Annotated in this window: 11 protein-coding genes and 2 pseudogenes; 2 read left to right on the top strand and 11 right to left on the bottom strand. The window is 40.9% G+C overall.

Annotated features, from left to right (window positions below; all coding sequences use genetic code 11):
- Positions 1-329: 329 nt before the first annotated feature.
- The 3 genes from JO375_RS12185 to JO375_RS12195 form a co-directional block, all read right to left on the bottom strand.
- The gene (locus JO375_RS12185; RefSeq protein ID WP_229524721.1) at positions 330-689 is read right to left on the bottom strand and encodes a DUF6933 domain-containing protein; all 360 of its coding nucleotides are present in this window, start codon (positions 687-689) and stop codon (positions 330-332) included.
- A 206-nt stretch (positions 690-895) separates the two neighbouring features.
- On the bottom strand, positions 896-1,453 hold the full coding sequence (locus JO375_RS12190) for an AAA family ATPase (RefSeq protein WP_229524795.1): 558 nt from the start codon (positions 1,451-1,453) through the stop codon (positions 896-898).
- A 117-nt stretch (positions 1,454-1,570) separates the two neighbouring features.
- Positions 1,571-1,639 (bottom strand): putative holin-like toxin, encoded by a 69-nt coding sequence (locus tag JO375_RS12195; RefSeq protein WP_229524796.1) that lies wholly within the window; start codon positions 1,637-1,639, stop codon positions 1,571-1,573.
- Between the two features lie 587 nt (positions 1,640-2,226).
- On the opposite strand from JO375_RS12195, the gene JO375_RS12200 reads away from it, so the two are divergent.
- Positions 2,227-2,652, top strand: coding sequence for an exosporium protein C (locus JO375_RS12200; RefSeq protein WP_229524722.1), 426 nt, complete (start codon positions 2,227-2,229; stop codon positions 2,650-2,652).
- Between the two features lie 408 nt (positions 2,653-3,060).
- Here the strand turns inward: JO375_RS12200 and JO375_RS12205 are convergent, their stop codons facing one another.
- The 4 genes and pseudogenes from JO375_RS12205 to JO375_RS12225 all read right to left on the bottom strand — a co-directional run.
- Positions 3,061-3,759 (bottom strand): hypothetical protein, encoded by a 699-nt coding sequence (locus JO375_RS12205; RefSeq protein WP_229524723.1) that lies wholly within the window; start codon positions 3,757-3,759, stop codon positions 3,061-3,063.
- A gap of 340 nt (positions 3,760-4,099) precedes the next feature.
- Positions 4,100-4,192, bottom strand: coding sequence for a competence inhibitor ComI (gene comI, locus JO375_RS12210; RefSeq protein WP_007431380.1), 93 nt, complete (start codon positions 4,190-4,192; stop codon positions 4,100-4,102).
- Positions 4,193-4,507: 315 nt separating this feature from the next.
- The gene (locus tag JO375_RS12215; protein WP_229524724.1) at positions 4,508-5,041 is read right to left on the bottom strand and encodes an HXXEE domain-containing protein; all 534 of its coding nucleotides are present in this window, start codon (positions 5,039-5,041) and stop codon (positions 4,508-4,510) included.
- A 235-nt stretch (positions 5,042-5,276) separates the two neighbouring features.
- Positions 5,277-6,914 (bottom strand): annotated as a pseudogene (locus JO375_RS12225) (methyl-accepting chemotaxis protein); the annotation flags it as partial.
- Between the two features lie 525 nt (positions 6,915-7,439).
- Here JO375_RS12225 and JO375_RS12230 point away from each other — a divergent pair.
- Positions 7,440-8,018, top strand: a complete 579-nt coding sequence (locus JO375_RS12230) for a DUF1697 domain-containing protein (protein WP_229524727.1) — start codon at positions 7,440-7,442, stop codon at positions 8,016-8,018.
- Here the strand turns inward: JO375_RS12230 and JO375_RS24780 are convergent.
- The 4 genes and pseudogenes from JO375_RS24780 to JO375_RS12250 form a co-directional block, all read right to left on the bottom strand.
- A pseudogene (locus JO375_RS24780) lies at positions 8,010-8,324 on the bottom strand (methyl-accepting chemotaxis protein); the annotation flags it as partial. The gene JO375_RS12230 and the pseudogene JO375_RS24780 overlap by 9 nt on opposite strands.
- Positions 8,325-8,356: 32 nt before the next feature.
- A complete protein-coding gene (locus JO375_RS12240; protein ID WP_229524728.1) occupies positions 8,357-10,750 on the bottom strand; it encodes a polyprenyl synthetase family protein in 2,394 nt (797 codons plus the stop codon).
- Positions 10,751-11,069: 319 nt separating this feature from the next.
- A complete protein-coding gene (locus JO375_RS12245; RefSeq protein ID WP_229524729.1) occupies positions 11,070-11,249 on the bottom strand; it encodes an Hsp20 family protein in 180 nt (59 codons plus the stop codon).
- Positions 11,250-11,464: 215 nt separating this feature from the next.
- Positions 11,465-12,922 carry a glycoside hydrolase family 1 protein gene (locus tag JO375_RS12250; protein ID WP_229524730.1) on the bottom strand — a complete coding sequence of 486 codons (1,458 nt, stop codon included), beginning with the start codon at positions 12,920-12,922 and terminating at the stop codon, positions 11,465-11,467.
- Between the last annotated feature and the right edge of the window lie 25 nt (positions 12,923-12,947).

Raw genomic sequence — 12,947 nt, forward strand, 5'->3', positions numbered from 1 at the left:
ATATATCTTTTGTATTTTGAACACCCTTTTTATTATCCACCGATTTCATATAACGTTTGGGTATTCATGAACCCCGCCCGGGGTTGTCTGCTGGAATCCCTTTTCGAATTCCGTCTCGCAGACCAAGGCTCCGTCAGGAGTCGCAGCGTGAATATTATGTTATGTGATTCCGTTGCTTCTTTGCGCTTACTTTCATTATCCTCTGTAGTTTTCTTTCATCGCCTTCTTAAACACCTCGATGGGATACTCGTATTTTATAGCTTTATAGATGAATCGGTTATTCCATTGATTTCTTTCTATTCCTTCAACAAATTCTCGCTCTATGATTTTCATCGTGTAGATAATTCATTTAATGTTCCTATCACACTTCGATTATTAGTAGTTGTGATAATCATACCTTCATTTTCTTCGATATACCTGCTGATTACTTTTTCCTCGATTTCCTCACTCATTAAATAATTTCTTAGTTCATTAACGAATAACTCTTCTACATTTTTTAATTGTGCCTTTTTAACTCCTACGATCGTTAAACTTAGTCTTGATAAGTCATTCATGAATACGATTGTTTTTCTTCTATTCAAAGTGAACATATTGGCATGCCATGTATTTAATGGAACAGATATATCTGTTTTTTGTACTTTACAATCCATTTCTTTTAGCAGTTTTTGTGTCGCTCTTATAACGTACATTATTGTTCTCCTTGTTATTGATTTACAGGTTTGCAATGGTTTCAGATAACGTTTCTGTATTCATGACGTCCAACGGAGTCGGATGTGTCCGCCTGCTTCGATTTCCCTGCCAAAAGCATCTGCCGGACCGAGGGCCGATATAGCCCAAAGCATGTATATTTTGTTATAGATGTAAGCTCCTTCTTGAACCAACTTTATAGAGTACTTTATAAAGTAAATCTATTTTTAATTAGTTTTGCAACTTCATCTGCACTTAAATTGGTGTTATTAATCTTTAAATAGTTTTCTCTTATTATTTCCCCTTGGTTGGAGTTCAATCTGTGTTTTTCCATAGTGTTTTTTAGGTCTTTTTCAGATTGTTCAATATTCCTTTTAGTAGGCTTTTGATCAAGCCTGAATGGGGTTGTATTTCTTACTAGTCTTTCTTTAATATCTGCTTCTAATTCAACAAAATATATTCGTGCGCCTTTTGATTCAAAAATGTCACAAGTTTGATTTACAAAATCCCAATCTCCCTGGAAATCAAATCCCCATACATAGGTGAAAATTAGTCCATATTGATTGCTATTGGCAAAAGATTCGAAAAACTCCTTTCGGAGAAGATTAGCTAATCTCCACGTTTCACTACCAAATCCAAAGTACGGATGAAATAATTCGATTGACAAATGATTATGGAATAATTTTAATTCTGTTATTTTCGTCAACTCATGGCCTACTGTCATTTTGCCGACGGCTTGAGGTCCAAATATTAATATGAAGTTGATAATTATCACTCCTGATCTTGTTGATGGTTTATCCCTTCTTAAGTCATTGGGAATAAAAAACCCACCTTTGGCCGATAACCTTGGGGTGGGTTTTTACTTTCTCTTGTTGTTATTAATTTACGTTAAAAGTGCAAGAATGAACGTTCCAAATAAAAGCATCAGAGTCATCGCATCCTTCACTTCCATGGTTTCACCTCCTTTCGAAGGGAAACCATACCCACCCAAGATTCAATAGTATCTATAATTTAACTTTATTCACACCTGCGTACAAGTGTTCTTATCCTCTTTCTTTATTGATCCATATTTGTTTTTCATTTCTATTATATAACGTACTCGTATTTGCGACGTCCATTCCCCTTAGATAGTTCCTATCTTAGGTGAATGGATGGAACTTCCTGAATCCTCTTCTTCGAAAAAACTCCTGGCAGATCAAGGGCCAACGGCCACAGTGTGAATATTATGTTATAGGATGTCAGGGCCTTCTTCGAAATACAAAATCCTTTTTTTAACTATTGTTTCCCGTTAACGTCATTCTATGTTTGCTGAGACGCTCCTGGTGGATAATAATTATTTGTAACGTTACAGTCATGAAATACGTTGTAGGTTAGGATTTCTTGTACGTCCCCTTACAATTATTCACCACCACCTGTAATTTGCTCTTTACCATTGTTAATAATGTATTTAATTCAAATCAAAACATCTTACATAATTGCCCAATCATTCTCTTTGTGTCCAACATATCTTGGAGATATCAAACAAGAGGAGTTGGTATTTTGGTACGTATTCTCGATAAAGCTGCCGTACAACCGCGCCGTAGATTCAACTTGGCAAACTCATTTATTATCCGACGTTCACCAGCAAGATCTCTCCTTGCAACAATCACTTTACGGATTCCAGTCAATTCTCAACCTAATCGGGTAGATTTAGTAGCAACTGTGGGGGTTCGAGGTGTTACTGGTATTGCGCAAATACTCTTTAGAATCTTCCGCGATGGAAGAGAGATTTTCAACACCCAACAAGGTATCGAATCTGCTGGTTCTGAACAAAATTATGCAGTTACGTTCCAGGCTGAAGATAGAAATGTAACGGCCGGTGCCCATGTTTACACAGTCACAGCAGAAAACCTTACTGCAAATACAAGAGCCGATGTTGTTGGGCCTGTATCGTTTAGTGGGTTAGCCGTTAAAACGAGAACCTAATACCATATTTGCAATTTTCAGTACTTGAATGATAGCCCTTTAAAAACCTCAAATTTGAGGGAATAGGTACTCTAAGATGGAAAAAGAGATAGAAAAGTAATAAGCAGCTTGATCCTAGTCAAAGGATGGGCTGCTTTTGCTCATTTCCACTAAGCATAACTGCCCGTTAGTTTAATTCATCAATTAATTTCTTGCTCTGATTTCCTATAACATTCTTGTATTCACGACGTCCCTCTACCTTAAGGTCACGAAGTGACCGGCCGCGATGCGGTTAGGTGGAGGGATGTGTACGCTGAATAATCTTCCCCGAAATGCCTCTCGCGGACCGAGGGGCGAATGCCCCAAAGCGTGAATACGGTGTTAGATGGAATTATTGCCAACTTTGAGTTCTTTACAATCTTTGATTCTTCATGAACAGGCACAATCCTCTAAATTGGGAATATCTGATTCTTCCATTGCTTTGTTCGTATCAAAATCAATATAAATTCCCGATATTTTCCCTGTCTTTTTCAATATAGTGAATCTAAGTTCATAATTATCTACCATAAAACTAATATCACTTATTGTTTGAGTTTGAGGCTCTTCGGCAACATCTTTACCGTAAGCAAATTTAATTTTTTCAATAGTATCGCCAACAATAATGCCTCGTTTTGTTGGCACATTAATCAGATTTATTGAAACAATACGGCCTGATTTAAGGGTTTCATTATATAAGTAGTCGAATCTCAATTCTTCATTTTCCTTATCGGGGTAGGAAACTTGATACCAATCAAAAGACATTCCATTAACTTCACCCGCTGCCCTAATTCTAATATTCTTATTTGTTTCACCAATTGGAATATGTAATTTTGATGTTAGATCTTTCAACGGAGTTTTATTATTCAGAGTTAAACCATTGTAGATCACATCAAGATCAGCACTTGAAATCACTTTAGGACTGGGGTTTGCTATTTCAGTCGATCCATCAGAGGGAGTTTGGTTAATAGATTTATTTTGTAGACTTGGAGTTCCACCAATTGCATTGGATTCAGCTCTTTTACATCCTATCAACATTACAGATAGCATTAATACAATACATATTAATAAAACACAACTTTTTCTTATCATGGGATAATGCCCCCTCTTATTTTATATCCATTAGCAATAATTTCACCTAACGTTCCCTGTATTCACGACGTCTGGCGAAGTCGGATATGTCTGCTGATACCTCTTTGAAATCCACCCTGCAGACCAAGGCTCCTTTAGGAGCCGCAGCTTGAATATTATGTTATATGATGGAATTACTCATTTTATTTTGATTCATCTTTTCTGATGTGTTATCATATTCTTAAATAAAGACCAAGTGCGTCGAACACTTGGTCAGTACAATTGGCTTGGATGGTTTATCCCTTCTTAAGTCATTGGGAATAAAAAACCCACCTTTGGCGGATAACCTTGGGGTGGGTTTTTACTTTCTCTTGTTGTTATTGATGTACGTTAAAAGTGCAAGAATGAACGTTCCAAATAGCAGCATCAGAGTCATCGCATCCTTCACTTCCATGGTTTCACCTCCTTTCGAAGGGAAACCATACCCACCCAAGATTCAATTGTATCTATATTTTACCTTTATTCACACCTGCGTACAAGTGTTCTTATCCTCTTTCTTTATTGATCCATATTTGTTTTTTATTTCTATTATATAACGTTATTGTATTCCCGACGTCCATTCTCCTTAGATAGCTCCTATCTTAGGGGAATGGGTGTATCTGCCTGACTAAACTTCTTCGAAAAGGCTCCGGGCAGATCAAGGGCCGAAAGGCACACAGCGCGAATATTTTGTTATATGAATTGTATCTACTTGATTAACCATAATTTTTTATTCTCGTATTACTATCTTTCCTAATTTATGTCCAAACATTACTAAAGGAATTAATATTAACCCTGATGGTGCATATAATAAAATATCTTTCATAGACACCAGTTCTTCATTTAACATTCTATAAAACAAATACAATGAATACGGCAAAACAACAATTAACCCTGTTATTACTCCTGGAGTATACGATTTAAGATATATTGATTGACCTAGATGCGTAAAAACATGGATAAATAACAAGGAATTCACTCCTACAAACAAAATATAACTATTATGTTCTGCCGCCAAATAGGTAACCGGAATAAAGACTATAAACTCGATAAATACTGCAATTGCAAATTGAGAAGATTTGATGTCAGACATATTTCTAATCATATTACCTAATGAACTTGGAACTAATTTATGAATTCTTTGATAGTTTTTCTTCATCCAAGATTCCACAAATATAATTTCCTCAAAATCATGGATCATAAACGCGGCCAGAAATAGCCACATTAAAGAATTCATAGTTATTATCGAATCATCAATAATCATCATTGATCACCTTTTGAATAGTTTTAGCACATTTCATATAACGTTTCTGTATTCATGAACCCCGAAAGGGTTGTCTGCTGCTGAAATACCTCTTCGATATCCATCCCACAGACCCAGGCTCCATAGGAACCGTCGTTTGAATATGATGTTATATGGTGGAAATGCTTCTTCAAGATTGAGCCCGCGCTGGACGCGGGCTTTGCTATAAATGAAGCAAAATCATACCTAGACATGCTTACTCAACTTTAAACTGACTCAACCCATCTTGAAGCTTGTTGGACAATTCACTTAATTGTTTGGATAGTTCAGCAACCTGTTTGACGCTATCCAATTGTTCCTGCGTGCTGGCGCTAACCTCTTCGGTTGAAGCGGAATTCTCCTCCGTAGTGGAAGAAATGATCTCCAGCGCCTGCAAAATCTCATCTTTGTGCTTGTGAATTTTGGAGGTGTTATTGCTGATCTGAATCATTCGTAATTTCAAATCTTCCAAATCTTTGTTAATACTAAAAAATACTTGCTTGGTGTTCTCCACCGATCTCGCATTTTCTTCTGCAATTTTCAGGCTATGAACTGTGTGCTCAACTGATATGTTCGTTTTTTCTTCAATCACACGTACCTTCTTGTAGATTTCCTGTGTTGCGAGTGCAGTCTACTCAGCCAGTTTGCGAACCTCCCCGGCAACCACGGCAAAGCCTTTGCCCTGTTCTCCCGCACGTGCAGCTTCAATGGAAGCATTGAGCGCCAGCAGGTTGGTCTGCGTTGCAATTTGGTTGACTGTGTCCACGAAGCTCGAAATCTCATGACGGCTCAGGTCAATCTCCTGAATAATAGACGACATCGCTTGTGTGGAATTGTGATTTTCTTCCGCCCATTTGGATAGCTGATCCACTACAGCCAGCCCCAATCCGCTTTGCTCGGCAGAGGTTTGCACCATCGTTTCAATGGCTTTCGTATCATTGGCAATCTCGTCAATTTGGCCGGACAATGCTCCGGTTTTTTGTAAAATGTTATCCGTTTCGATGGACTGGTAGTTTGTCGCATTGGCAATCTCATTGATTGCTGTCGCCGTATCGTTCATCGTTACCGCGGTTTTGGAAGAAATGGATTGCAGACCGTGAGAAGACTGATTCAAGACGTGAGCTGAGCTGCCCACCATTTGGAGCATTCCTTGAATTTTTTGAGTCATATTGTGAATTCCTTGAGAAATCTGCCCGATTTCGTTGTTGGAATCCGTATCAAACTGAACGGTCAAATCCCCATTTTCAATCAGCTTGATTTTTGCGAGCAGCTTCGGTATGGATCTCAACAGATAACGAAGCGTTATATAACAGATCACAACCGGCAGGATTGCGGCCGTGGCAAAACCGCCAATGGTAATCCAGGTAAAGGTTTTTAACTCTGTGAGTACCTCTTGCTCAGAAATGATTAAGCCTACAGACCAGCCGGTATCTTTACTGGTTGCATACCCGATATAGCGCCGCTCTCCATTATCATGGATCAGCTGTACTCCAGAATCGCCGGCAATCATTTTCTTCCCGATTTCCCCAAGCTCACCTGTGCTTTCGTTAATCTTTTCTTTCAGCACTTTATTTTGATCAGGGTGATATAAAATATCACCTGTTTTGGATGCAAGAATCGAATAGCCTGTGCTTCCAAGCGAATAACTTTGCATGACGGCAGGGATGTCTTTGAAAGCAATATCAACAGCAGAAAATCCGATTAATTGGTTGCTATTGTCTTTGATCAGATAGAAAATGCCCATGAGCACACTACCTGAATTGACGTCAATTTAGGGATCTGAGTAGTATAAACCATCTGCTTCTACAGCCGGCTTGAAGTACGGGCGTGTTTGGATATCGAAATCCGGTTTGGACAATATTGAGCGAAAAGCTCTTAGATAATATGTCGGAAGTAAGCAGCTGTTTTAATAGGTTTTTAGTATATACAAATTAAGGTATTACACGGGACCTGGATGCCCCTAAGTACTAAGCCTTGGCTCATTTCATAATCGCCGCAACAGCGTTGTCAACCAACGCTTTTGACGAGACCGGACCAGGATTAGGACCATGGTAGTCTTTGATTCTGGATCCAATATCAATAAAAAAATATTTCTATATTGTAAAATTAGGCTGGCTGGATCAACAGGATAGCAGAATGAATCCATGAGTGTGTGGTGTTGAGGACTCTCGCTAAAAGATTCTATCATTCAAATATGGAAGCGTATGTTCTTCATTGCTATATTATGATACCTTTAAGCTAGAAACGATATCACCATGACACTGAGGGTGAATAATCAAAAAGCAGCTGTGCAGAGAGGAATAAAGCACATGAAGCATTTAAGCAAAGCTCTGGCCCGTTTTATTGTTAAAATTCTTTTGCACAGAAGAGGTGGTCTTGTATGATCTATATCGCATTGCTGCGGGGCATTAATGTAGGCGGCAAAAACAAAATTGACATGAAAAAGCTCAAGCAAACGTTTGAGAAGGCAGGCATGGGCTATGTGACAACGTACATCAACTCGGGAAATATCGTTTTTTCCAGTAAAGGTCAAGCTAATCATGAGCTGTCGCTGCAACTGGAACAAGCAATACTGGAGGATTTTAGCTTACCTATTCGGGTCACCGTTCGCAATATGACGGAAATCCGGACTATCATGGAAGCATTGCCAGAGGAATGGACGAATGATGCCCAGATGAAAAGTGATGTATTGTTTTTGTGGGATGAAATCAACGATATTTCCGTTGTGGACAAGCTTCCTTTGAAGCCGGGAATAGGCCATGTAATATATGCGCCCGGAGCCATTCTGTTTTCTGTCAGCAAAGAGCATGTCATAAAAAGCGGGATCACGAAGCTCGCTGGCACCAACCTGTATCAGCATATGACGGTGCGGAATGTGAACACGGCCCGGCAGATTTTTAAGCTGATGCAAGTGGCTGAACAGGAAAAGTTGCATGCCGAAGGCAACCCTAGAGAATAACTGGTCTACCGCCTGCTTGGACCCATCTGCCAGTTTGCGAATCTCATTTGCCACAACCACAAATCCTCGGCCTGACTTCCCGGCCCGAGCCGCTTCGATGGATGCGTTGAGAGCCAGCAAATTGGCTTGGGCCGTAATTTCCAGAATAGATTGGGAAAGCATGCGAATTTAATCTACCGCCTTGGCCTGTTCCAGCACTTCCGCCATCTTTTCACTAGCCTTCTGGTAAATTTCCTTGGACGCTTGCTTGGACACACTCGCCTGTTGCTTCAACGTTTCAGCTTTTTGGCTTGAAGCATAAGCAGCCGCTTATATTAAGCAATGGAGTACGCACCTTTTTAACGGTCCCGGTTAATCATATAGTTCATTACATGCTTCAGAAAAGCCGTGTTGCGGGGGATGTCTTTTAACGCTTCCATAGCTAGACAGTAGTGTTCCCACATCTCTTTAGTGGCACCTTCATGACCCAGGACGGACACGAAATTCGAATTGTTATTTTCAGAATCCTTGCCAACAGGTTTTCCGAGTAGCAGCAGATCTCCTTCCACATCAAGCAAATCATCTTTAATCTGAAAGGCAATCCCCGCGTGATAAGCAAATTTCTTCAAAGCAGCAATTTCCGGCTCCTTGACCTGTGCAAGCATGGCAGGCATAACCAGACAAGCCTCAAATGCCACTCCGGTTTTGTAAAAGCACATCATGTTCAACTGCTCGAGTGTCAATGCCCTCCCTTTGAAATCCAAATCCATCGCCTGCCCCATACACATATCCTCTGCCTTTTGAGCCGAGTATTGTATCACAGCAAGTACAGTCTCAGCATTGAACTGGTCAAGTGACGATTGTTCCCCAATCGCCTTCTGGATCAGATACAGACCGGTTAACTCCGCCGTAGCGCTATTGTGCACCTGATGCAGGGTCAGACGCCCTCTGCGGGTAGATGCGTTATCCTGGGTTGGCAGATCATCAAAGATCAGGGATGCGGTATGCATATACTCCAGTGATCGCAGTAGCGGCACGATTGCTGATGCATCCAGTCCATATTCGTTTACGCCCATGACCCAAGTCAATATAGGCCGTATACGCTTCCCGTCCCCTTCGAGACTGTAATTTGCAGCATCGATAAGCTGTTCTTTCATCGCCGGTATTCCATGAGGCTTGCTAATTTTCAATTGGTTGTTAATCTGATGGCGAACCGTTGTGATCGTATTAAAAAAATCTTCCTTTTCTTTCGAGTTGTTTCTCAGGTGGGTAATCAGCTGGTCGCGAAGCAGTTTATCGAAAAAATCTACATCCTCCGCTTTTTGCACCATCTGCTGGATGAGACGGTTGAATTCCGAATTCCCGGATGCAAAGATCTCCATAATCTCGTTATATTTTTCAGTACCTACACGTTCTTTATAACGTTTGAGTCCATTTATTGCACGATCCAGTATCACCTCACAGGCCATAGCATCGGAATCATACACGTTATGGATCAAATAGGAAATGACTGCCCAGTATAATTCAAAGGGGTTGATCAGATCCGGACGCTCGTCATGGTATTTTAAATAGTAGGTATAGGGGGTTACCGCACCGTCTTTCATATCGTCAACCATATCCGCAAAATCATCTGCTAACTGGTTATAGATACCATAAAAGAATGTCCGTTGCTCAAAGCCCTCATTCTCTGGAGCACCCATCACAGCACGGGCAATCAATCGGGAAGAAGACGATTTTAAAATGACAGGTATATAAAGCTCTTCATTGGTATAATCATCTCGTGTTAGTACCTTCGCACGGTCGATATCCTGAGCATGAAAAAAGACATAGGCCTGCCCGAAAAAGGTCTGCTGTGTGCCTGGCCGCTGATGTTCCTTGATATATTCAAAAGCATCCGAGAGCTCTGCGTGTATGAATTGAATCAACTTCATATGGTTCCCGTTCCAGTCGTCCAACTCAGGCACAGTACCAGTAAGAAGCGCGGCACGTATCATGCAGGAGTATTGTTCTTTCTCTTGAACAGTCAAAACCTGGGAATCTAAAAGATCGTCAATGAATGGATAGGTTAGACCATAGGAATAACCAAGCCGGATGGCTTCATCCAGTCTGCGAGCACGTTCTGCAGGTGATACGTTATCATCCATTTCTTCCATCACATGCAGAACAACCCCGATTATGAGCTTAATCAGTTTGCGCTGGGCTTGCTCTGCATCCATCTCCTTTGGAATATGGGAGGATACAGACCTAAGTTTGTTGATTACCCAGATCGTAGCAGTTTCTATGCCTTCCTTCTGGGCCCATCGGTACACCCCTGCCAAATTCATAAATTCAGGCTGGTCTCTCCCGTTTTCACTGGTGGATTGAATCAGGTGTTTTTTTATATCAACAATGACACGCTGAATCTGGAGCTGTGTGTCAGGAGAATTCAAAGCTTTGCCTAAATCCCTCATATAAATATAGGAGACGCTTCGATCCAGGTAAGCATCCAATTTGCCTGTATAATTCAGCCATTGGATATATCTATGATAATCCCGAGTATCAGGTTTTCTCTTTGTCCGCGAAAAAAAAGACAGCCATGAAGAATGATGAATATGATTCATTTTCCATATTTGAATATCTTCTGTCAGGGTAGTCACATAAGTCTTATTTATAACCTGTGTATAAAGTGATGTAAAATACTGAACCGCCTTCTGCTCAGCCAGCCGATATTCTGTAGTGGCATGATTCATAAATATCTCATTCATACGTTGCATTACCTCAACTTCTATTTTTGTTAAACATGGTTGCATTTCTTCCCTGGCGGGAACGGATTCGGATCATGTTTTTATCTTTATACGGAAAAGAATCTGTGAGGTTACGAAATTATCATGCTGCTTAAGGAGAAAGCCGGATAAATCGGACTGCCTGGGTACCAGCCCCCGGTTCGTTGCTGCAACGTTCCGTTCCAATCCGGCCAATGTTTTCTCAATATCGCTTTCAAGGATGTGTTCTCCCTTATATGTAATTTTATTCTTCTAGCATAACAGACACGCACAAAAAACAGGACTGAAATGTTCAGTCCTGAGTCCTGTTTTATATGCCATGATCTTTATCAATCAGTATTCGTTTACGAGTGTTTTCGTCACCTGGGCGTTTGGGAATTTCCAGCTTCAAGACGCCATGTTCCAGTTTGGACTTGATGCCATCCTCATCGACTTGATCCACATAGAACCGTCTTACAAATTCTCCAGTACGACGTTCCCGTCGAATCATTTTATTTACTATCTCATTAAAGATGTTATATAACATTCCATCGCAAATCAGAGAGTTGTCTTCCTGGAATGGCCAGCAGAGCCACCACAAATGCAACAGCGCAATCACAAAATTCAATCAGCGCGTACCGATCAGGTATCGGCACGCGCTGGCTTTATCTCTTTTTGAAGCCGCGTTATTAGGTTCTGCTCCACTCGCAACTCAGGCACCCGGATTTAATCCAACTGCTCTCCATTCGTTTCTATGACCTTCTTATACCAATGGAAGCTCTTCTTTCTGGATCTGGCAAGCGTACCGTTGCCTTCATTATCCTTATCGACGTAAATGAAGCCATAACGCTTTTTCATTTCACCTGTTCCTGCACTTACCAGATCAATACAGCCCCACGGAGTATAACCTATCAAGTCTACTCCATCTGCAATGGCTTCTTTCATTTGCTCAATGTGCTGTTTCAGATAATCAATTCGATAATCATCGTTAATGGAGCCGTCTTCTTCCACGGTATCTACGGCACCAAGACCATTTTCGACCACCATTAACGGAATTTCATAGCGGTTATAAATGTTATTGAGGGACCATCTTAATCCCTCTGGATCAATCTGCCACTCCCAGGCACTTGCCTGCAAATAAGGATTCTTTAATCCCATGGATAAATTTCCTCCCACCTTCTCCTGGTTGGGATCAGCACTGACACAAGTAGATGAATAATAGCTGAAGGTATAGAAATCTACACAGCCTTCTTTTAAAATGCGCTCATCGTCATCCTGCATCTCAATCTGAATATTATGATCTCTAAAATAGCGCTTGGCAAATCCGGGATAAGCCCCTCTGACCTGAACATCTGAGCAAAGGAAATTACTCAGGTTATCCTTTTGCTGCGCCAGCAGAATATCATCCGGACGACATGTAAGCGGATAGGAGCACATATAAGCAATCATACAGCCGATTTTAAAGTCTTTATTGATCTCATGACCCAGCTTTACCGCCTTGGCACTGGCAATAAATTGGTGATGCAAAGCCTGATACAGAATCTGCTCATCCTTCACTGTAGCATGGGCAAGCTCTTCATTCCCCTCCGGCATGATAGCTCCGGCCATGAACGCTCCGAAAGGCAGGGTTAAGATATTGATTTCATTAAAAGTAAGCCAGTACTTGACCACATCTTTGTATCTGTTAAAAAGCACTTCACAATATCTTACATAAAAATCTACGACTCTGCGATCTGACCAGCCATTATATTTTTGGGTTAAATGAATCGGTGCTTCATAATGCGAGATCGTCACCAAAGGCTCAATATTGTACTTTTTCAATTCTGCAAATACACGATCATAGAACTGCAAGCCTTGCTCGTTCGGCTGTACATCGTCTCCGTTAGGAAATATTCGGGTCCAGGCAATGGACATTCTGAAGACCTTGAATCCCATTTCCGCAAATAAACGGATATCCTCCTGGTAGCGGTGGAAAAAGTCAATCGCCTCGTGACTTGGATAGTTCACTCCTTCTTCCAGTACAGGCGTAATTCTGCGTGAAGTCGTATGCGTGCCAGCCGTAAGCATATCAGCAGTGCTTAATCCCTTGCCTTCCTCGTTATATCCACCTTCCAATTGGTTGGCGGCCGTTGCGCCTCCCCATAAAAATCCCTGTGGAAATCGCAATTGGGTTGTATTTTTCATTGTTAATTCCTCCTCAGTATTTTAT

The sequence above is a fragment of the Paenibacillus farraposensis genome, assembly GCF_020736845.1.
Taxonomy (GTDB): domain Bacteria; phylum Bacillota; class Bacilli; order Paenibacillales; family Paenibacillaceae; genus Paenibacillus; species Paenibacillus farraposensis.